Below are 20,660 nucleotides of genomic sequence, written 5' to 3'. Positions count from 1 at the left end.
CTTTTTTTTTCAACAAAACAAAGAAAAACGCTCTATTTTTATGCTGATAGAGTAAAATCCGAACAGCTTTATCCAGCTGACTCACGTAAGATAGAAGATAAATTATGGTATAGGTAATCTTTATTATGCAATTTAACGAGCAACGTTCAGCTTCTCAAAAAAATCTTTCTTATATAGTTGCTGAAAAACTAGGTAAACAAATCCTTTCGGGACATTATGAACCTGAATCTTTACTACCTGGAGAAATAGAACTAGCAGAAATACTCTCCGTCAGCAGAACAGTTATCCGTGAAGCAATCAAAATGCTCGCTGCAAAAGGTATGCTTTTACCTCGGCCAAGAATAGGTACTCGTGTTACTCCAATGCAAAATTGGAATCTATTAGATAATGATCTTCTTAATTGGTGGATAGACAGCGGTGAATTTAATAAGGTCAGCCATTATTTCCATCACGTTCGTTTAGCAATAGAACCTCAGGCATGTTATTTAGCTGCATTTAATGCAACCGAAAGCCAAAAACAGTCTCTTGCTTTATTTGGTAGAGAAATGCAGTTGCTTGATGAGAATTTCGATAGACAACATTGGCTAGATATCGACACTCAATTTCACTATCTCATTTATCAAGCAAGTGGCAATCCATTCTTTGCCTCATTCGGCTCATTATTTCTTTCTGCTTATAAAAAGTATTTCGATCTTATTGTGGGTAATGAAACCGTTCAGCCGGAAACACATAATCAAATTGTTCAGGCAATTATTGATAAGGATGGAAATAAAGCGCGAGATCTCTGTTTAATCTTATTAACGAGTGATTGAATAGTTTTAATACAAATTTTGTAGGTTTTCTGTTTATAATGAAGCGATAATCAAAATATAGAACAAAGACGGTATATGCTTCATGTTGAAATCCGCCAAAAATATGTCTGGGTTGCCTTGGATTGCTGCAATGGCTTTTTTTATGCAGGCTCTCGATGCAACCATTCTTAATACGGCATTACCAGACATAGCAAAAAGCCTTAATCATTCTCCTCTCGCCATGCAATCGGCTGTTATCAGCTATACCTTAACTGTTGCATTATTAATCCCCGTCAGTGGATGGCTAGCTGATAGATTTGGAACGCGTAAAATTTTTATTATTGCGGTTTCTTTATTTTCAGGTGGCTCTTTATTATGTGCACTTTCTCCTAACCTTACTTTTCTTGTTATTTCACGGATTATACAAGGTATAGGTGGCGCAATGATGATGCCGGTTGCACGCCTTGCTTTACTAAGAGCTTATCCGCGCAGCGAATTACTCCCCATTCTCAATTTTGTCACAATGCCGGGATTAGTCGGCCCCATAGCAGGGCCTCTTTTAGGTGGGGTATTGGTTACTTATGCCTCTTGGCATTGGATATTTATTATAAATATTCCTATTGGCCTATTAGGTATTTTCTATGCCATAAAACATATGCCTAACTTCACTATGCCAAAACGTAAATTTGATTTACTTGGCTTTATTTTCTTTGGTTTTGGCTTAGTTATGCTTTCTGTCAGCCTTGATCTTTTTGGTGATAAAAATATCTCTCGATATATTCCTATTGCCATTATTTTAGGTGGATTTTCTTTACTAGGGTTATACGTCAATCATGCAAGACGCCACCAGCAACCACTTATTCCTCTCAATATATTTAAAACACGAACTTTCTCTGTCGGTATTGCGGGAAATATTGCAACAAGATTGGGAACTGGCTGTATTCCTTTCTTAATGCCACTTATGTTACAGGTTGGGTTTGGTTATCCTGCTATTATTTCTGGGATGATGATGGCGCCTATGGCATTAGGTTCTATTTTAGCAAAATCATTTGTCACAAAGATCTTAGTGAAATTTAGCTATCGCCGAACACTCTTTACTATCACTATTATCATTGGTTTGATGATCGCTCAGTTTTCACTTCAATCCCCTGATATGTCTATTTACTATCTTGTCATTCCACTCTTTTTATTAGGTGTGGTCATGTCCATACAATTTACATCAATGAATACAATTTCATTGGCCGATTTAACAGACAACAATGCTAGCTCAGGAAATAGTGTTTTGGCTGTCACCCAACAATTGGCAATTAGTTTTGGTATTGCAGTGAGTGCATCTATTTTAGGATATTTTGATACAGAGAATGTGGGCACTACGGTTGATAACTTTCATTATACTTTTATTACTGTTGGTATCATTACATTACTTTCTTCCTTTGTATTTTTACTCCTTGATAAACATGATGGCGATAATCTAACTAATAAAAAGAAAAAAACCTGATAACGTTATTCAAACTAAAAAAGAGAGCCTAGGCTCTCTTTTTCTTTATATAAGATAGAAAAATACATTATAAAGATGAAGCTAAAAAAGTATCTACCTCATGACGCCATGGTACTGATGGTTGAGCGCCTGCTCGAGTAACAGCAATGGCAGCTGCCGCATGAGCAAATTTAATCGCAGGCATCATAGATTGCCCTTCTAATAAAGCAGTAATTAGCGCGCCATTAAATGTATCGCCTGCTGCGATAGTATCAACAGCTTTCACTTTAAATGCAGGGACAATACAACCTTTACTATTTTTCTCACTTACCCAAACTCCGCGGCTTCCTAATGTAATAAGAACCGTTTTAATACCTTTATGATGCAGAACATCCGCTGCTTGCTGAGCACTTTCATCATCTATCACTTTAATTCCAGTCAGATATTCAGTCTCTGTTTCGTTTGGAGTAATAATATCGACAAGTGATAACAGCTCATCAGGTAATGTTTGAGCAGGTGCGGGGTTTAGTATTACTTGCACATTTTCTTGTTTAGCGATTTCAGCCGCTTTCAATACAGAATCAAGTGGTGATTCTAATTGCATTAACAGAGCATCAGCTTCTTTTATAATATTTCCATGGCGCTGAACATAATTTGTATCTAATCGCCCATTAGCACCAGCATGAATACCAATAACATTTTCACCTTGTTGATTAACGAAAATCAGCGCAACACCCGTTGCGACATCATCAATTAACTCAATACTATTGGTATCAATATTATCTGTTATTAATTGAGCTTTAGCCTTTTTACCAATATCGTCATTCCCTAAACAAGCAAGAAACGAAATATCAGCACCACAACGCCCAGCAGCAACCGCCTGATTAGCACCTTTACCGCCAAATACCATTTGAAATTGGTTACCTGAAATGGTTTCACCAGGAAGCGGAAAATGGGCAACATTAAGAATATGATCTGCATTAACACTACCTAAAATCACAAGTTTCTTCGCTTCCATGATTTTTCCTTACTCTCAGTAATAAATTCTAGATGTATTGCATAAATGACATTCAATATTTTAAACCGATCATCTCAGCAACATTAATGAAAAAACGTGATCACCATCGAAACGTTTCGCTAGTAAAACAAAAAAGAACCAAAAATAAGCAGTAGGAAGCTGAATCGATTTTTGTTATAAACAATTTGTGTGCTAATAGAATGTTTGACTATATGTCAGCAATCCTTTTCTGATATTTTCAGGATGATGACGAAAATAAGTACCCATTATTAGGAGTGTTTATGCAACTTGCAGAGCGGATTTCACAACTTAGCCAATATCTTGAAACTGGACTTTATGAGCGACAGTCAGCTATCCGTCTTTGTCTACTTGCAGCACTGAGTGGTGAGAGTGTTTTCTTACTTGGCCCTCCAGGTATTGCCAAGAGCTTAATAGCCAGAAGAATGAAAGAAGCTTTTAAAGAGGCTAAAGCATTTGAATACCTAATGACGCGTTTTTCAACACCCGAAGAAATTTTTGGTCCTTTATCCATTCAAGCCTTAAAAGATGAAGGTAAATATCAGCGTTTGGTTGAAGGATATTTACCTGATGCTGAAGTTGTCTTTCTTGATGAAATATGGAAAGCAGGACCCGCTATTCTTAATACGTTATTAACCGCGATTAATGAGCGTAAATTTAGAAATGGAGAAGCTGAAGTTGCTATTCCAATGCGTTTGTTAGTATCCGCCTCTAATGAGTTACCTGATTCAGACAGTAGTCTTGAAGCGCTATATGACCGAATGCTTATTCGTATTTGGTTAACAAAAGTTCAGGATAAGAAAAACTTTCGCGCATTACTTATTAATAAAGAAGTAGGCTCTTTTCATATTCCAGAACATATCCAAATTACCGCAGAAGAGTTTTCACGTTGGCAATCAGAATTAGAAAAGGTCACTTTAGATGACCATTTATTTGATTTAATTTATCAACTTCGTGAGTCTTTAGATAAAAGTGATGCTGCACCTTATGTTTCAGATAGACGTTGGAAAAAAGCGGTACGCCTTTTACAAGCCAGTGCCTTTTTTAATGGTCGTAGTGCTATTTCACCATTAGATCTTATTTTATTAAAAGATTGCCTATGGCATGACCAAGCATCATTTGCATTATTAGATAAGTTATTACAAAACCTTTTAACAGAACAAGCCTACCACCAGCTAGAGTTGATTAGAAAAATAGAAAGTTTATGGGCTGAGTGGATGCAATCGACAAGAAGTAAGCAAGATCAACAGGCTTTTCGTTTTGAAAAACAAAGTGGAATGTTTGGACGAAACGCACATTTTAGCCTATCAGATAAAATGCAGGCTGATAAATTCACCCTGTTTTTACACATCCCTCTTCATATCCATAGTATTCAGGTTAACTTTATTACTATCGAACAAAAAGCATTAGAAAACTTTTTGGCAAAAGGGGATGAGTTATTAGCACGTTTAAATGGTATTGGTTTCCCACAATCAATTAATGCACAAATACGCCAAGATGGCGTATTAGAAATTTTGGATGTGAGTCGTCGAACAACATCTCTTTATCAACAAAAAGAGACAGCACCCGCTGTTCCTATTGAAGATAACAAAGAGTGGAAAGATAAGTTAAAAGATCTGACTCAAGAAATTTATGGTGAGCAGGAAAAATTTAATCATCATCAACCAAATTTATTTATTGATAATGATTGGCTTATTTCCATAGAACAAAGTTTTGTTCAGCTTAATGACAAATTGTCGCAATTAAAAAGCCAAATAAAGTAATGATATTATGCTGACACTTTCAACATTAGATATGCTTTTAGCCATAAATGAAGGACAGCTTATTGAGGAAGTTATTATTGCTGTACTTGCATCTCCTCAATTAGCGGTATTTTTTGAAAAGCATCCTAGACTCAAAAAAGCCTTATTGAAAGATATCCATCAATGGAAAAAAAGCTTACAGCAAAGAGTAAAAGAGACATTAGTCCCGACAATGATTGCTGATGAGTTTGCACTTTATCAACAAACGCAGTCATTTGGTAATGCGATGTTTAATCAGCAAGTAGAGAAAACACTGGCTGAATTAAACAAGCTAGACTCCTCTTTTACTGACGAAGCATCACAACTGATTAAAACCAATAAGCCTTTTTCACCCGCTCAACAAGCTTTGTTTATTCAACACTGGCGGATAAGTTTAATTTTCCAAGTCACTGCATTACACAAAGCCCTATTTGACCAAGAACAAGAGCAACTCCTTGCTGAGCTTCAGGAACGTTTGGCACTAAGTGGAAGCTTAAGTAATACATTCTCAGAAAATGAGCGTGCAGCAGGGCGTTTATGGGATATGAGTAAAGGTGTTTTAACAAAAACGCCTTTCGATGAGAAAATTATTCAACGTTATAGCGACTTTCTCGATCAACAACCTGAATTACATAAACTCGCAAGTTTGCTAGGTCGTAGCAAAACAGCGAAATCACTTCCTGAAGAGAGTGTGATTTTTGAGCCAGTCACTATTGTTGAGAAAGCACCAGATACAACACCAGAGCAAGTCAATGGTATAGGGCTCAGTGATGATATCTTACGCTTACTCCCTACAGAGCTCGCCTTGTTAGGTATTAATGAAATCGAATATGAGTTTTATCGAAAGCTGGTGGAAAAACAGCTCAATACCTATCGATTACAAGGAGATAATTGGCAAGAGCGTACTGTATTGCGTCCAGTAACTCATCATCATGATGAAGAAAGACCAAGAGGACCTTTTATTGTATGTATTGATACATCCGGTTCGATGGGGGGATTTAACGAACAGTGTGCTAAAGCTTTTGGGCTTGCATTGATGAAAATAGCACTAGCTGATAATCGTTCATGTCATGTGATGTTATTTTCAACAGAAACAGTACATTACCAATTGTCATCGTCTAATGGTCTGCAAGATCTTATCAAGTTTTTGAATCAGTCATTTAGAGGGGGTACGGACTTAAGTGCTTGTTTAGATAATGTCGCAGAAAAACTAAATAACCCAGCATGGAAAGATGCTGATGCTGTTGTTATTTCTGACTTTGTCGCCCAAAGGTTACCCGAAAACCTAATCAACAAAATCAAAAAAATCCAACAGCAACAGCACAATCGCTTCCATGCGGTTACCCTATCCAATTACGGTAAACCCAGTATCATGAAAATCTTTGACCATATATGGCGTTTTGATACTGGATTAAAAAGTCGTTTACTTCGACGCTGGCGCCAATAATTACAGCATATCGGCGAAAGCTAAACGGGTATCTTTTTCCCATACACCGCATTGTACTTGTCCAATGTGCTCTTTTTGTAGCAGTAGCATCACTAAACGAGATTGGCCAATACCGCCACCGATAGTTTGTGGCATATCACCATGCATTAATGCTTTGTGCCAATCCAGCTCAAGACGCTTAGTATCGTCTGTTAATGTTAACTGACGCATTAATGTTTCAGGGTCGACACGGATACCCATTGATGACAATTCAAACGCATCTTGTAGAACAGGGTTCCAAACAAGAATGTCACCGTTTAAACCTTCAAATCCATCTTCGTTTGGTGTTGTCCAGTCATCGTAGTCTGGCGCTCTTACATCATGAGCTTCGCCACTTGATAATTTGCCACCAATACCAATTAAGAAAACAGCACCATATTCTTTTGTAATCGCTTTTTCACGACCTTTAGCATCAAGGTCAGGATAACGACGCAGTAACTCTTCAGTGTGGATAAATTGAATTTGATCTGGCAGGAACGGTACCAGACCAAACTCTTCGCTGACGGCTTTTTCAGTTTCTTTTATTGCCTGATAAATTTTACCCACTGTCTGCTTAAGATAAGGAACTGTACGCTCTTTATCTTCCATCACTTTTTCCCAATCCCACTGATCAACATAAACAGAGTGGATCTGAGTTAAGCGATCTTCGTCTGGTCGCAAAGCTTTCATATGAGTATAAAGACCTTGACCAGAACTAAATCCAAAACGAGCTAATGTTTTACGTTTCCATTTAGCTAATGAATGGACAACCTCAAAAGTAGAATCTGGTAAAGATTTGACTTTAACTTGTACTGCCTTCTCATGACCAGATAAGTTATCTTGAGTTCCATCACCAAGGCGACTTAAGATCGGTCCTTGAACTTCAATCAGTCCTAATTCTTTTTCCAGCAGTCGTGAAAAATAAGATTTAACAAAGCTAATTTGCTGTTGAGTCTGGATGAATGATTTTTCCATTTTTATATTCCTAGTGGTGATGTCGTGTTTCGCTGATATAGATTAAGCAACAAAACAGGTACTAAATTCAATATACTTCATTAAAAATAGCCTTGCTTGTTTTAAATCGTTAAAAATAACGCTATAAAAATGTATTATCGTTAAAAACAGAGGGAATTTATGGACAATATTTATCAGATCGATAATCTCGATCGTGACATACTTCACGCATTAATGGCGAATGCGAGAACACCTTACGCTGAATTAGCCAAAAAATTCGAAGTAAGCCCTGGCACAATTCATGTTCGAGTAGAGAAAATGAAGCAGGCAGGAATTATTACGGGAACGCGAGTTGATATTAGTGAAAAGCAACTCGGTTTTGATGTCTGCTGCTTTATTGGCATTATTCTTAAGAGTGCAAAAGACTATCACACTGCATTAGATAAATTAGATAAGTTAGATGAAGTTGTAGAAGTGTACTATACAACAGGGCAATACAGTATTTTTACGAAGGTTATGTGTAAAAGTATAGAAGCCTTACAAGACGTACTTATCAACAAAATTCAGACAATCGATGAAATTCAATCAACAGAAACTCTGATCTCACTGCAAAACCCGATAATAAGGACGATCAAGCCATAAGGGTAAATTCTTATTTTTTTTTTATAACCACATTATCCACAGGTAGATCCCAAGTGATTCACAGCGTACAATAGCGCGTCTTAAACATAAGGAGATCATTAATGAAAAAAGTCACTCTTATTAGTGGCAGTACCATGGGTAGTGCTGAATATGTCGCAGAACACCTTGCAGAGATCTTATCTGATGAAGGGTTTGAGACGGATCTGCACCATGGGCCTTCTCTTAATGATCTTCCAAATGAAGGGATCTGGCTGGTGGTCACATCAACGCATGGTGCAGGTGATCTTCCTGACAACCTACAGCCTTTTGCTAATGAAATATCGGCTGACTCCGTTGATCTTAGTAATGTCACCTTTGGTGCGATCGGCATAGGAAGTAGTGAATATGACACTTTCTGCGGTGCGATCAGAACATTGGATCAAAAATTGGTGGAAAAAGGGGCGACTCGCCTTGGCGATCGTCTCGAAATTGATATCCAAAAGTACGACATTCCGGAAGATCCAGCTGAAGAATGGATAGCTTCTTGGAAAAATTTACTTTAAATTGCACAAAAAAACAGCAAACGAATGTGGATAACTCTGCTTAAAAGCAGGGGTTAACCCGTAGTTATCCATTGTATAAGGCTATATCAAGAAATGACCTGTGCATAAGTCGTCATTTTGATCCCAGCTTATCAGCAGATAGATCACGGATCATTCACAGTATATGATCCTTTACACTTTTATGATCTTTAAATAGAAAATCCACTTATCCACAGAGGATCGCTTCCTTAATAAAAGATCTAATAAAGAGATCTTTAAATAAAAAGATCTTTAAATAATTACCTGCGGATCTGCTCGCTTGTATCTGTCAAAAAGTTGAGTAGAATTCGTTTTCCCAATGCAACACATTCAGCATTCGTAACATTTAAGGTTCACACATGTTTTATCCAGAACACTTTGACGTCATTGTCATCGGTGGTGGTCACGCCGGTACAGAAGCCGCTATGGCTGCAGCTCGTATGGGGCGTCAAACCCTATTACTGACCCACAATATTGATACTTTGGGCCAAATGTCTTGTAACCCAGCTATTGGTGGGATTGGTAAAGGGCATCTGGTAAAAGAGATCGATGCCATGGGTGGATTAATGGCAACCGCTATTGACCATGCAGGGATCCAATTCAGAACCCTTAACGCAAGTAAGGGACCAGCTGTAAGAGCAACAAGAGCACAAGCTGACCGTGTTCTTTATCGCCAAGCTGTTCGTACTACTCTTGAAAATCAACCTAATTTAATGATCTTCCAACAACCAGTTGAAGATCTCATTGTTGAAAACGACCAATTAACAGGTGCTGTTACTCGCATGGGCTTAAAATTCCGTGCTAAGTCTGTTGTTCTAACTGTAGGTACTTTCCTTGATGGAAAAATCCATATTGGTTTAGAAAATTACAGTGGGGGTCGTGCAGGTGATCCACCATCAGTTTCGTTATCACACAGACTACGCGAATTACCTTTACGTGTAGGTCGTTTAAAAACAGGCACACCACCTCGTATTGATGCTAGAACTATTGATTTTAGCCAATTAGCCGTTCAGTTGGGTGATACTCCAATGCCTGTTTTCTCGTTTTTAGGTAATGTGGATCAGCATCCTGAACAAATGCCTTGCCATATCACATACACAAACGAAAAAACGCACGATGTTATTCGTAATAACCTCGATCGTAGCCCAATGTACGCTGGTGTCATCGAAGGAATAGGTCCTCGTTATTGCCCATCTATTGAAGATAAGGTGATGAGATTTGCTGATCGTAATTCACATCAGATCTTTTTAGAGCCTGAAGGTTTAACAAGTAACGAAATTTACCCAAATGGTATTTCAACAAGCTTACCTTTTGATGTTCAAATGCAAATCGTAAATTCCATGAAAGGTATGGAAAACGCGAAGATCATTAGACCTGGTTATGCAATTGAATATGACTTCTTCGATCCTAGAGATCTAAAACAAACTCTAGAAAGCAAATTTATCAATGGGTTATTCTTTGCTGGGCAAATTAACGGTACAACCGGTTATGAAGAAGCTGCGGCTCAAGGTATGCTTGCTGGGCTTAATGCGGCACGTTACGCCTTCGATCAAGAAGGTTGGTTCCCACGTCGTGATCAAGCATACATTGGTGTATTAGTTGACGATCTTTGCACACTAGGCACAAAAGAACCGTACCGTATGTTTACCTCTCGTGCAGAATATCGCTTGATGTTACGTGAAGATAATGCAGATTTACGTCTGACGGAAATTGGACGTGAATTAGGCATGGTTGATGATAACCGTTGGGCACAATTTAGCGAAAAAGTTGAGTTAGTTGAAAAAGAGCGCCAACGTTTAAGAGATATCTGGGTTCATCCTAAAGCAGATAATATTTCTGAAATTAACGAGTTACTTAATACACCACTATCTAAAGAAGCTAATGGTGAAGATTTATTACGTCGCCCTGAAATGACGTATGACATTTTGAAAAAAATCCCTCGTTTTGCACCAGGTATTGATGATTCAAAACCACAAGCTGCTGAACAAGTTGAGATCCAAGTTAAGTACGAAGGTTATATTAGTCGCCAGCAAGAAGAGATCGAAAAACAACTGCGCAATGAAAATGCAGCGCTACCGATAGATCTGGACTATAAGCAAGTTAGCGGATTATCTAACGAAGTTATTGCGAAACTTAACGATCACAAACCCACATCGATCGGACAAGCATCGCGGATCTCAGGTGTTACACCTGCGGCTATTTCCATTTTATTAGTTTGGTTGAAAAAACAAGGCCTATTACGCAGGAGCGCATCATGAGTGACTTACTTAATCGGCTAAAAAAGCTGGCTAAGCAAGCCAATATTGAGCTTACAGATATTCAAGCTGAAAAACTCACTGGCTATGTTGCTATGCTTGATAAATGGAATAAAGCATACAACCTCACATCAGTGAGAGATCCACAACAAATGCTTATCCGTCATATTTTGGATAGCATTGTTGTTAGTCAATATCTTGAAGGTGAAAGATTTATTGATGTGGGTACAGGGCCTGGTTTACCGGGTATCCCTTTAGCGATAATGCGTCCCGATCACCACTTTGTATTATTGGATAGCTTAGGCAAGCGGGTTCGCTTTATGAAACAAGTTCAGCACGAGCTAGGACTTAATAATATCGAGCCAGTTCAATACCGTGTTGAAGAGTACCAAACAGAGAAGCCTTTTGATGGTGTTATCAGCCGGGCATTTGCATCAATGAACGATATGCTCTCTTGGTGTTCACATTTAGTGACTCAAGAACATGGTCGTTTCTATGCATTGAAAGGACAAATTCATCAAGAAGAGTTGGATGAACTTGCTGATAATGGATTAAAAATGCCTGAAAAAGTGATCAGCTTATCCATACCTGAATTGAATGAACAAAGGCATTTGGTGATTATTTAATCAAACATCTTGTGTTTCATTGATCTTTTTTTCATTTTTTGTGCTCTGGCGATAATATTTACAATGTTATCGCCATTTGTTTTAGGGGGAATTATACGAAGTATTAAAATTCACTTTAACAGAACAATAATTTAACAATATATTATCTTTTGCTTTAATTCCCTTTGTTGCCTGCGTTTTTCTCTTTTTATTTCCAAAATAAATTAATAATTCTGTGCATTATAAAAATATTGAATTTATTTAATTAAAAATCGATTAATTATTTTTCAATTGCCACTAAATTGTTCATAAAAGGGAAGTTATTTGTTAACTCTGTTATATATTTTATGAAATAAGCTTTATTTATACTTTTATATTTGTGATGTATATCACGCTATTTATTTTATTCAGCTCTATTATTTTTACTCTTTTTGTTCTTAATCATTTTTCATAAATGGAACCTTGGTAAGAAATTTAAATTAATCTTCACTTTTTCGCTACTTATTGATTGAATTCATTGCCACGCCCCGTATAATTTGCTCGTTTTTGTCACTTGACACTTTATAGCAAAGACAGTTTGATACATCATTCAGTAATACCTTTTACGATAGCTAGTCTGGAGAATACAAACGTCATGTCTGTCTCCCTCTACAGCGGGAAAGTTGCACTGAAACTGTTATTTTTGCAGTTTATGACTTTTGTTATTCTCAGTGCGGGTTTCTACTTAAAGAGTACAGACTGGAGTTTTTCGGCTTTTTTAGGCGGGTTGGCATGTTGGTTACCCAATATTGCTTTTCTTTTGTTAATGCGCTTACAAAAAGTCAACGAAGAAGAAGCTCCAGTTCGCATAAACTGGCTTTTTGCTTTCAGTGAAGGGTTGAAGGTTATATTATCAATAGCCTTGCTGATTGTTGCTTTAGGAGTGTTTAAAGCGGCATTTGCACCACTGGTCATGACCTACTTAGCGGTGCTTGTTATGCAGGTCGTTGCACCAGCCGTCATTAACGGTTAGCGTTTTTAACAACAAAAGGGTAATTGGCATCATGTCTGCATCAGGAGAAGCATTAACCACTAGAGACTACATAGGTCACCACCTGAATAACCTTCAGTTGGACCTGCGTACTTTCGAGTTGGTCAATCCCCATGCTGAAAATGCGCCATCATTCTGGGTGTTAAATATTGACTCACTTTTCTTTTCAGTACTGATGGGAGCACTATTCCTATGGCTGTTTAGAAAAGTAGCAGTAAGAGCAACCAGTGGCGTACCGGGAAAATTCCAGACTGCAGTAGAAATGATCATTGGTTTCGTTGATAGCAGCGTCCGTGATATGTATCACGGAAAGAGCAAGGTCATTGCACCTTTGGCATTGACTGTGTTCGTTTGGGTGCTGTTAATGAATGCCCTGGATTTATTACCAATCGACTTCATCCCTTATATCGGTGAACACATCTTAGGGTTACCTGCGTTACGCATCGTTCCGACTGCGGACGTGAGTATTACTCTATCGATGGCAATTGGTGTATTTATCCTGATCCTTTTCTATAGCATTAAGATGAAAGGCATAAAAGGGTTTACAAAAGAGCTGACTTTACAGCCTTTTAATCACCCAATTTTTATTCCTGTCAACTTAATCTTAGAAGGGGTAAGCCTGCTATCAAAACCTGTTTCCCTCGGTCTTCGACTGTTTGGTAACATGTATGCAGGTGAACTGATCTTTATTCTTATTGCTGGTCTGTTACCGTGGTGGTCACAGTGGTTATTAAGCCTTCCTTGGGCGATATTCCACATACTGATTATTACGTTACAAGCATTTATTTTCATGGTTCTAACGATTGTCTATCTGTCGATGGCATCTGAAGAACATTAATTATTAACTCTTTGAAGAAATAACTGAAACAAACTGGAGACTGTCATGGAAAACCTGAGTATGGATCTGCTGTACATGGCTGCCGCTATTATGATGGGTTTAGCTGCAATCGGTGCTGCAATCGGTATCGGAATCCTCGGAGGCAAATTTTTAGAAGGTGCTGCTCGTCAGCCTGATCTGATCCCTCTTCTGCGTACACAGTTCTTTATCGTTATGGGTCTGGTTGACGCCATCCCAATGATTGCTGTGGGTCTGGGCCTTTACGTGATGTTTGCTGTTGCCTAATGATGGCAATGAGCAGTAAAAGCATCAAGTTAGTTAATAACCAAGAAAGAGGTATTGTGCTGTGAATTTAAATGCAACAATCCTCGGCCAGGCCATCGCATTTGTCCTGTTTGTTTTGTTCTGTATGAAATTCGTATGGCCACCAATTATGGCGGCCATTGAAAAACGTCAAAAAGAAATTGCTGACGGTTTATCATCTGCAGAACGTGCTAAAAAGGACTTAGATTTAGCGAAAGCCGATGCAGGCGATCAGCTAGCAAAAGCAAAAGCAGAAGCTCAAGCAATCATTGAATCAGCGAATAAACAACGCACTCAAATGATTGAAGATGCTAAAGCAGAAGCAGAGCAAGAACGTAGTAAGATCGTTGCACAAGCTCAATCCGAACTGGATGCAGAGCGTAAACGTGCTCGTGAAGAACTTCGTAAACAAGTCGCAATGCTGGCTATTGCAGGTGCCGAGAAAATTATTGAACGTTCCGTGGATGAAGCTGCTAATAGCGACATCGTTGATAAACTGGTCGCTGAACTGTAAGGAGGGAGGGGCATGTCTGAAATAGCAACGGTAGCTCGCCCCTACGCCAAAGCAGCTTTTGACTTTGCTGTGGAAAACCAGGCTGTCGATAAATGGCAGGTTATGCTGGCGTTCACCGCTGAAGTAGCACGCAATGAGCAGGTAACCGAATTACTTTCTGGTTCTTTAGCATCAGAAAAACTGGCTGACATCTTTGTCGACCTTTGTGGCGAACAATTAGATGGTCATGCTCAGAATTTAATTCGTGTTATGGCTGATAATGGCCGTTTATCAACGTTGCCTGAAGTATTGAGCCAATTTATTCAATTGCGCGCAGTACTAGAGTCAACGGTTGACGTTGAAGTAACTTCTGCCATTGAGCTAACTAAACAGCAGCTAGCTAACATTTCTGCAGCGATGGAAAAACGTCTATCACGCAAAGTGAAGCTGAATTGCAAAATTGATAAGTCTGTTATCGCAGGCATGATTATACGCGCCGGTGACCTCGTCATCGATGGCAGTATTCGTGGCCGTTTAGAGCGATTAACAGACGTCTTGCAGTCTTAAGGGGACTGGAGCATATGCAACTGAATTCCACTGAAATCAGCGAACTGATCAAGCAGCGCATTGCTCAGTTCAATGTAGTGAGTGAAGCTCACAATGAAGGTACGATTGTATCCGTTAGTGACGGTATCATTCGTATCCACGGTTTAGCCGAAGTTATGCAGGGTGAGATGATCGCACTGCCGGGTAACCGTTTCGCTATCGCACTGAACTTAGAGCGCGACTCTGTTGGTGCGGTTGTGATGGGTCCTTATGCTGACTTAGCAGAAGGCATGAAAGTTAAATGTACAGGTCGTATTCTGGAAGTACCTGTTGGGCGTGGTCTGCTTGGCCGTGTGGTAAACACACTGGGTGAGCCGATTGATGGTAAAGGTGCAGTAGAGCATGATGGATTCTCACCTGTTGAGATGATTGCTCCTGGTGTTATCGACCGTCAATCAGTTGATCAGCCTGTACAAACAGGTTACAAATCCGTCGATGCCATGATCCCAATTGGTCGTGGTCAGCGTGAATTGATCATCGGTGACCGTCAAACAGGTAAAACTGCTTTGGCTGTCGATGCGATCATCAACCAACGCGACTCTGGCATTAAATGTATCTATGTCGCTATCGGTCAGAAAGCCTCTACTATTTCGAACGTTGTTCGTAAATTAGAAGAACATGGCGCGTTAGAAAACACCATTGTTGTTGTTGCTTCTGCATCAGAATCAGCAGCGCTGCAATACCTAGCTCCTTATTCAGGTTGCGCAATGGGTGAATACTTCCGTGACCGTGGTGAAGATGCCCTGATTATTTATGATGACCTGTCTAAACAGGCTGTCGCATACCGTCAAATTTCACTGTTACTTCGTCGTCCACCTGGACGTGAAGCATACCCTGGTGACGTTTTCTATCTGCACTCCCGTTTACTTGAGCGTGCTGCTCGCGTTAATGCTGAGTACGTAGAAGCATTCACTAATGGTGAAGTTAAAGGTAAAACCGGCTCTCTGACTGCGTTACCAATTATCGAAACGCAAGCAGGGGACGTTTCTGCATTCGTTCCTACGAACGTAATCTCTATTACCGATGGTCAGATCTTCTTAGAATCTAACCTGTTTAACGCAGGTATCCGTCCAGCTGTTAACCCAGGGATCTCCGTATCTCGTGTTGGTGGTGCAGCTCAGACTAAGATAATGAAGAAACTTTCTGGTGGTATCCGTACTGCTCTTGCGCAGTATCGTGAGCTGGCAGCATTCTCACAGTTCGCTTCCGATCTGGACGATGCTACCCGTAAACAATTAAACCACGGTCAGAAAGTGACTGAATTGCTGAAACAGAAACAGTACGAACCAATGTCTGTCGCACAACAGTCTTTATCACTGTTTGCAGCAGAACGTGGTTATCTGGAAGATGTTGAAATTTCAAAAGTTGTGCCATTTGAAGCGGCTTTATTAGCTTATGCCTCTCGTGAACATGCTGATTTATTGAAAGAAATCAACCAGACTGGTACTTATAACGAAGAAATCGAAGCGAAGCTGAAAGGCGTGCTAGAAAACTTCAAAGCGACTCAGTCCTGGTAATAACTATTCGGCCTAATAGTTAAACATTAGGCCGTCTGGTTCATGAGGAGAAGCAGAAATGGCCGGCGCAAAAGAGATACGTTCGAAGATCGCCAGTGTGCAAAACACACAGAAGATCACTAAAGCGATGGAGATGGTCGCCGCGTCGAAAATGCGTAAAACGCAGGAACGCATGGCAGCCAGCCGTCCTTATGCAGAAACCATGCGCAGTGTGATTGGTCACCTTGCGTTAGGGAATCTGGAATACAAACATCCATACCTCGAAGAGCGTGAAGTTAAACGTGTCGGGTACCTGGTTGTTTCGACCGACCGTGGTTTGTGTGGTGGTTTGAACATTAACTTGTTCAAAAAACTGCTGGCAGACATGAAAGAGTGGTCTGAAAAAGGTGTGCAGGTAGATTTAGCACTAATCGGTTCTAAAGCCGCTTCATTCTTTGGCTCAGTAGGTGGGAATGTTGTTGGTCAAGTAACTGGTATGGGTGATGATCCAAAACTGTCAGACCTTATCGGTCCAGTCAATATCATGTTGCAGGCTTATGACGAAGGTCGTTTAGATAAACTGTATGTGGTGGCAAATAAGTTCATCAATACCATGGCTCAAGAGCCTAAAATTCTTCAGGTTTTACCATTACCACCAGGTGATGATGAAGAGCTGAAAGAAAAATCTTGGGATTATCTGTACGAACCTGATCCTAAGGCGTTACTGGATACTTTACTGCGTCGTTATATCGAATCGCAAGTTTACCAGAGCGTCGTAGAGAACTTAGCGAGTGAGCAGGCCGCCCGAATGGTCGCGATGAAAGCCGCTACAGATAACGGTGGTAACCTGATTAAAGAACTGCAATTGGTGTACAACAAAGCACGCCAAGCAAGCATTACTCAGGAACTTACAGAAATTGTGTCTGGTGCAGCCGCGGTATAACAGCTAGGTTTACGAATTACGTAGAGGATTCAAGATGGCTACTGGAAAGATTGTCCAGGTAATCGGCGCCGTAGTGGACGCCGAGTTCCCTCAGGATAGCGTCCCTAAAGTATACGACGCTCTTGAGGTTATGAATGGTAAAGAAAAACTGGTGCTAGAAGTTCAGCAACAGTTAGGCGGTGGTATCGTTCGTTGTATCGCAATGGGTACATCAGACGGTTTAAGCCGTGGCTTAAAAGTTGAAAACTTAGGCCACCCAATTGAAGTACCAGTAGGTAAAGCAACACTGGGACGTATCATGAACGTTCTGGGTACACCTATCGATATGAAAGGTGATATTGCAACTGAAGAACGTTGGTCTATCCACCGTGAAGCGCCAACCTACGAAGAGTTATCAAACTCACAAGAACTGCTTGAAACCGGTATCAAAGTAATGGACTTAATCTGTCCGTTCGCTAAAGGTGGTAAAGTAGGTCTGTTCGGTGGTGCGGGTGTTGGTAAAACAGTTAACATGATGGAATTGATCCGTAATATCGCGATCGAGCACTCAGGTTACTCTGTATTTGCTGGTGTTGGTGAACGTACTCGTGAGGGTAACGACTTCTATCATGAAATGACAGATTCTAACGTTCTTGACAAAGTATCGTTAGTTTATGGTCAGATGAATGAGCCACCAGGAAACCGCCTGCGTGTTGCACTGACTGGTCTGACTATGGCTGAGAAATTCCGTGACGAAGGTCGTGACGTACTGTTATTCGTAGATAACATCTATCGTTACACCTTAGCCGGTACTGAAGTATCAGCACTGTTAGGTCGTATGCCATCAGCGGTAGGTTACCAACCAACATTGGCTGAAGAGATGGGTGTTCTGCAAGAACGTATCACTTCAACCAAAACAGGTTCAATCACCTCTGTACAAGCTGTATACGTACCTGCGGATGACTTAACTGACCCATCACCAGCAACAACGTTTGCTCACTTAGATGCGACAGTTGTATTGAGCCGTCAAATTGCTTCATTAGGTATCTACCCTGCGGTTGACCCACTGGATTCTACCAGTCGTCAATTAGACCCACTGGTAGTTGGCCAAGAGCACTATGATGTGGCTCGTGGTGTTCAGTCTATCCTGCAACGTTATCAGGAACTGAAAGACATCATCGCTATCTTAGGTATGGATGAACTGTCAGAAGAAGATAAACTGGTTGTTGCGCGTGCGCGTAAGATCCAGCGCTTCCTGTCTCAGCCATTCTTCGTTGCTGAAGTATTTACCGGATCACCAGGTAAGTTCGTTTCCCTGAAAGACACTATCCGTGGCTTTAAAGGTATTCTGAACGGTGATTATGACCACCTGCCAGAGCAGGCGTTCTACATGGTTGGTACTATCGAAGAAGCAGTAGAAAAAGCTAAGAAGCTTTAATACGGCTGACGGGAGGTTGATATGGCTGATACATCGTTCTACCTGAAAGTTGTCAGCGCTGAAAAGCAGTTATATGACGGCGAAGTCAAACGAATTCAGGTAACTGGTAGCGAAGGTGAGCTCGGTATTTATCCGCAGCATACCCCGTTATTAACTGCCATAAAACCGGGCATGGTACGTGTCGTAAAAACATCGGGTGAAGAAGAGGTTATCTACCTTTCTGGTGGTATTCTCGAAGTTCAACCGACAGGCGTCATTGTACTGGCAGATACAGCTATCCGTGGTCGTGATTTGGATGAAGCGAAAGCGTTGGAATCTAAGCGTAAAGCTGAAGAACACATTCAATCCTCTCATGGTGATGTTGATTATGCTCAAGCATCAGCAGAATTAGCCAAAGCGATTGCAAAACTACGTGTAATCGAATTGACTCGACGTTGATGTAAATAGGCAGTCTATGAATAAAAAAGCCAGTTGGTTCTTCGCTAACTGGCTTTTTTGCGTCATGAAATATTTTGTGTGACGAAATATGTAGTATTATTTGGCATAAACAGGTTTACTTGCCATTCTTTACGGGAGTTATCGGGTTAATTATGTCTAATTCAGCTAAAAGCGTTGTTATTCTTGCTGCGGGAAAAGGCACCCGCATGTATTCACAGTTACCTAAAGTTCTTCATAAACTTGCAGGTAAATCCATGGTTCAACATGTGATTGATACTGCCAAGTCATTAGGCGCTCAACAAACACACCTTGTCTATGGGCATGGTGGTGAACTAATGAAAGAAAAATTAGGTTCACAACCTGTTAATTGGGTACTACAAGCAGAGCAACTAGGAACAGGTCACGCAATGCAACAAGCTGCACCTTTCTTTGCTGATGATGAAGATATCCTGATGCTTTACGGTGATGTTCCACTTATCACTAAAGAAACGTTAGAACGTTTAATTGAAGTCAAACCAGAAGGCGGTATTGGTTTATTAACAGTTATTTTAGATAACCCAACTGGCTATGGTCGTATTGTTCGTGAAAATGGCGAAGTGACGGGCATTATCGAACAAAAAGATGCGTCTGAAGAACAACTCAAAATTACTGAAATCAACACGGGTATTTTGGTCGCTAATGGTGGTGATTTAAAACGTTGGTTAGGTAAGCTCAATAATAATAATGCACAAAAAGAGTATTACATTACTGACATTATCGCGTTAGCGTATAAAGAAGGTCGTAAAATTGAAACGGCTCATCCTCGTCGTCATAGTGAAATGGAAGGCGTGAATAACCGTTTACAACTGGCTACATTAGAACGTATTTACCAAACAGAACAGGCTGAACGCTTATTATTAGAAGGCGTCATGTTGCTTGATCCTGCTCGTTTTGATTTACGTGGTACGTTAACTCACGGTAAAGACGTCGTCATTGACACTAACGTGATTATTGAAGGTAATGTCACTTTAGGTAACAACGTTGAAATCGGTACAGGGTGTGTCCTGAAAAACTGTGTGATTGGTGATAATTCTATTATCAGCCCCTATACGGTGATCGAGGATGCAAACTTAGCTCAAGAGTGTACTGTTGGGCCATTTGCACGCCTTCGTCCGGGTAGTGAATTAGCGGATAAAGCTCACGTTGGTAACTTTGTTGAGATGAAAAAAGCAAGCTTAGGTGTTGGCTCTAAAGCGGGTCATCTGACTTACTTAGGCGACACTGAAGTAGGCGCTAATGTTAATATCGGCGCGGGTACTATTACTTGTAACTACGATGGTGCGAATAAATTCAAAACAGTTATTGGTGATGACGTCTTTATTGGTTCAGATACCCAATTAGTAGCGCCAGTTACGGTTGCTAATGGTGCAACAATTGGTGCAGGAACAACACTCACTAAAAACGTGAATGAAAATGAATTAGTGATCAGTCGAGTTAAGCAAACTCATATTAGTGGATGGAAACGTCCAGTGAAGAAAAAACAATAATTTT

Annotated in this window: 20 protein-coding genes; 18 read left to right on the top strand and 2 right to left on the bottom strand. The window is 40.1% G+C overall.

Annotation, left to right across the window (positions count from 1 at the left end):
- Positions 1-125 precede the first annotated feature (125 nt).
- Together ACNART_RS15170 and mdtD are read left to right on the top strand one after the other, a co-directional pair.
- On the top strand, positions 126-812 hold the full coding sequence (locus ACNART_RS15170) for a FadR/GntR family transcriptional regulator (protein ID WP_160230827.1): 687 nt from the start codon (positions 126-128) through the stop codon (positions 810-812).
- An 82-nt stretch (positions 813-894) separates the two neighbouring features.
- Positions 895-2,289 (top strand): multidrug transporter subunit MdtD, encoded by a 1,395-nt coding sequence (gene mdtD, locus ACNART_RS15165; protein WP_198620263.1) that lies wholly within the window; start codon positions 895-897, stop codon positions 2,287-2,289.
- Positions 2,290-2,356: 67 nt separating this feature from the next.
- Here mdtD and rbsK read toward each other — a convergent pair whose 3' ends face one another.
- Positions 2,357-3,286, bottom strand: coding sequence for a ribokinase (gene rbsK / locus ACNART_RS15160; protein ID WP_368927780.1), 930 nt, complete (start codon positions 3,284-3,286; stop codon positions 2,357-2,359).
- Positions 3,287-3,567: 281 nt separating this feature from the next.
- Between rbsK and ravA the strand changes: the two genes are divergently transcribed.
- Together ravA and viaA are read left to right on the top strand one after the other, a co-directional pair.
- Positions 3,568-5,067, top strand: coding sequence for an ATPase RavA (gene ravA, locus ACNART_RS15155; RefSeq protein ID WP_285715164.1), 1,500 nt, complete (start codon positions 3,568-3,570; stop codon positions 5,065-5,067).
- A gap of 7 nt (positions 5,068-5,074) precedes the next feature.
- On the top strand, positions 5,075-6,532 hold the full coding sequence (gene viaA / locus ACNART_RS15150) for an ATPase RavA stimulator ViaA (RefSeq protein ID WP_368927779.1): 1,458 nt from the start codon (positions 5,075-5,077) through the stop codon (positions 6,530-6,532).
- Here the strand turns inward: viaA and asnA are convergent, their stop codons facing one another.
- The gene (gene asnA, locus ACNART_RS15145; protein ID WP_198620266.1) at positions 6,533-7,525 is read right to left on the bottom strand and encodes an aspartate--ammonia ligase; all 993 of its coding nucleotides are present in this window, start codon (positions 7,523-7,525) and stop codon (positions 6,533-6,535) included.
- 159 nt (positions 7,526-7,684) lie between these two features.
- On the opposite strand from asnA, the gene asnC reads away from it, so the two are divergent.
- The 14 genes from asnC to glmU all read left to right on the top strand — a co-directional run bounded on the left by asnC (position 7,685) and on the right by glmU (position 20,656).
- Entirely contained in the window at positions 7,685-8,146 is a 462-nt protein-coding gene (gene asnC / locus ACNART_RS15140; protein ID WP_023583317.1) for a transcriptional regulator AsnC, read from the top strand.
- A gap of 101 nt (positions 8,147-8,247) precedes the next feature.
- Positions 8,248-8,688, top strand: coding sequence for an FMN-binding protein MioC (gene mioC, locus ACNART_RS15135; RefSeq protein WP_109398565.1), 441 nt, complete (start codon positions 8,248-8,250; stop codon positions 8,686-8,688).
- Between the two features lie 377 nt (positions 8,689-9,065).
- Entirely contained in the window at positions 9,066-10,964 is a 1,899-nt protein-coding gene (mnmG, locus tag ACNART_RS15130; protein ID WP_368927778.1) for a tRNA uridine-5-carboxymethylaminomethyl(34) synthesis enzyme MnmG, read from the top strand.
- Positions 10,961-11,587 carry a 16S rRNA (guanine(527)-N(7))-methyltransferase RsmG gene (rsmG, locus tag ACNART_RS15125; protein WP_368927777.1) on the top strand — a complete coding sequence of 209 codons (627 nt, stop codon included), beginning with the start codon at positions 10,961-10,963 and terminating at the stop codon, positions 11,585-11,587. The genes mnmG and rsmG overlap by 4 nt, the downstream gene beginning before the upstream one ends.
- A gap of 613 nt (positions 11,588-12,200) precedes the next feature.
- The gene (gene atpI, locus ACNART_RS15120; protein ID WP_109373322.1) at positions 12,201-12,578 is read left to right on the top strand and encodes a F0F1 ATP synthase subunit I; all 378 of its coding nucleotides are present in this window, start codon (positions 12,201-12,203) and stop codon (positions 12,576-12,578) included.
- Positions 12,579-12,609: 31 nt separating this feature from the next.
- Positions 12,610-13,434 carry a F0F1 ATP synthase subunit A gene (gene atpB / locus ACNART_RS15115; protein WP_072071088.1) on the top strand — a complete coding sequence of 275 codons (825 nt, stop codon included), beginning with the start codon at positions 12,610-12,612 and terminating at the stop codon, positions 13,432-13,434.
- Positions 13,435-13,479: 45 nt separating this feature from the next.
- Complete coding sequence (atpE, locus tag ACNART_RS15110; RefSeq protein WP_004246596.1) at positions 13,480-13,719, top strand: F0F1 ATP synthase subunit C; 240 nt, start codon at positions 13,480-13,482, stop codon at positions 13,717-13,719.
- Between the two features lie 61 nt (positions 13,720-13,780).
- Positions 13,781-14,251, top strand: coding sequence for a F0F1 ATP synthase subunit B (atpF, locus tag ACNART_RS15105; protein WP_109373323.1), 471 nt, complete (start codon positions 13,781-13,783; stop codon positions 14,249-14,251).
- A 12-nt stretch (positions 14,252-14,263) separates the two neighbouring features.
- Positions 14,264-14,797 carry a F0F1 ATP synthase subunit delta gene (gene atpH, locus ACNART_RS15100; protein WP_006534344.1) on the top strand — a complete coding sequence of 178 codons (534 nt, stop codon included), beginning with the start codon at positions 14,264-14,266 and terminating at the stop codon, positions 14,795-14,797.
- 14 nt (positions 14,798-14,811) lie between these two features.
- On the top strand, positions 14,812-16,353 hold the full coding sequence (atpA, locus tag ACNART_RS15095) for a F0F1 ATP synthase subunit alpha (protein WP_006534343.1): 1,542 nt from the start codon (positions 14,812-14,814) through the stop codon (positions 16,351-16,353).
- 58 nt (positions 16,354-16,411) lie between these two features.
- Positions 16,412-17,275, top strand: a complete 864-nt coding sequence (gene atpG / locus ACNART_RS15090) for a F0F1 ATP synthase subunit gamma (protein ID WP_006534342.1) — start codon at positions 16,412-16,414, stop codon at positions 17,273-17,275.
- Between the two features lie 34 nt (positions 17,276-17,309).
- Entirely contained in the window at positions 17,310-18,692 is a 1,383-nt protein-coding gene (atpD, locus tag ACNART_RS15085; protein ID WP_023583323.1) for a F0F1 ATP synthase subunit beta, read from the top strand.
- Positions 18,693-18,713: 21 nt separating this feature from the next.
- Positions 18,714-19,130, top strand: coding sequence for a F0F1 ATP synthase subunit epsilon (locus ACNART_RS15080; RefSeq protein ID WP_109373324.1), 417 nt, complete (start codon positions 18,714-18,716; stop codon positions 19,128-19,130).
- Between the two features lie 152 nt (positions 19,131-19,282).
- Complete coding sequence (glmU, locus tag ACNART_RS15075) at positions 19,283-20,656, top strand: bifunctional UDP-N-acetylglucosamine diphosphorylase/glucosamine-1-phosphate N-acetyltransferase GlmU (protein ID WP_198620268.1); 1,374 nt, start codon at positions 19,283-19,285, stop codon at positions 20,654-20,656.
- Positions 20,657-20,660 lie beyond the last annotated feature (4 nt).

This window comes from Proteus sp. LHD240705, from assembly GCF_047921555.1.
Classification (GTDB): Bacteria; Pseudomonadota; Gammaproteobacteria; order Enterobacterales; family Enterobacteriaceae; genus Proteus.
This window is presented reverse-complemented; position numbering and strand designations above follow the sequence as displayed.

What these genes read in the sequence shown, in the direction of transcription:
- mdtD (WP_198620263.1), top strand. Translation starts at nt 895, where the DNA reads ATGTTGAAATCCGCCAAAAATATGTCTGGGTTGCCTTGGATTGCTGCA.
- ravA (WP_285715164.1), top strand. Translation starts at nt 3,568, where the DNA reads ATGCAACTTGCAGAGCGGATTTCACAACTTAGCCAATATCTTGAAACT.
- mnmG (WP_368927778.1), top strand. Translation starts at nt 9,066, where the DNA reads ATGTTTTATCCAGAACACTTTGACGTCATTGTCATCGGTGGTGGTCAC.
- atpH (WP_006534344.1), top strand. Translation starts at nt 14,264, where the DNA reads ATGTCTGAAATAGCAACGGTAGCTCGCCCCTACGCCAAAGCAGCTTTT.
- mioC (WP_109398565.1), top strand. Translation starts at nt 8,248, where the DNA reads ATGAAAAAAGTCACTCTTATTAGTGGCAGTACCATGGGTAGTGCTGAA.
- viaA (WP_368927779.1), top strand. Translation starts at nt 5,075, where the DNA reads ATGCTGACACTTTCAACATTAGATATGCTTTTAGCCATAAATGAAGGA.
- ACNART_RS15080 (WP_109373324.1), top strand. Translation starts at nt 18,714, where the DNA reads ATGGCTGATACATCGTTCTACCTGAAAGTTGTCAGCGCTGAAAAGCAG.
- atpD (WP_023583323.1), top strand. Translation starts at nt 17,310, where the DNA reads ATGGCTACTGGAAAGATTGTCCAGGTAATCGGCGCCGTAGTGGACGCC.
- atpI (WP_109373322.1), top strand. Translation starts at nt 12,201, where the DNA reads ATGTCTGTCTCCCTCTACAGCGGGAAAGTTGCACTGAAACTGTTATTT.
- atpB (WP_072071088.1), top strand. Translation starts at nt 12,610, where the DNA reads ATGTCTGCATCAGGAGAAGCATTAACCACTAGAGACTACATAGGTCAC.
- asnC (WP_023583317.1), top strand. Translation starts at nt 7,685, where the DNA reads ATGGACAATATTTATCAGATCGATAATCTCGATCGTGACATACTTCAC.
- glmU (WP_198620268.1), top strand. Translation starts at nt 19,283, where the DNA reads ATGTCTAATTCAGCTAAAAGCGTTGTTATTCTTGCTGCGGGAAAAGGC.
- asnA (WP_198620266.1), bottom strand. Translation starts at nt 7,525, where the DNA reads ATGGAAAAATCATTCATCCAGACTCAACAGCAAATTAGCTTTGTTAAA.
- atpG (WP_006534342.1), top strand. Translation starts at nt 16,412, where the DNA reads ATGGCCGGCGCAAAAGAGATACGTTCGAAGATCGCCAGTGTGCAAAAC.
- rbsK (WP_368927780.1), bottom strand. Translation starts at nt 3,286, where the DNA reads ATGGAAGCGAAGAAACTTGTGATTTTAGGTAGTGTTAATGCAGATCAT.
- atpA (WP_006534343.1), top strand. Translation starts at nt 14,812, where the DNA reads ATGCAACTGAATTCCACTGAAATCAGCGAACTGATCAAGCAGCGCATT.
- ACNART_RS15170 (WP_160230827.1), top strand. Translation starts at nt 126, where the DNA reads ATGCAATTTAACGAGCAACGTTCAGCTTCTCAAAAAAATCTTTCTTAT.
- rsmG (WP_368927777.1), top strand. Translation starts at nt 10,961, where the DNA reads ATGAGTGACTTACTTAATCGGCTAAAAAAGCTGGCTAAGCAAGCCAAT.
- atpE (WP_004246596.1), top strand. Translation starts at nt 13,480, where the DNA reads ATGGAAAACCTGAGTATGGATCTGCTGTACATGGCTGCCGCTATTATG.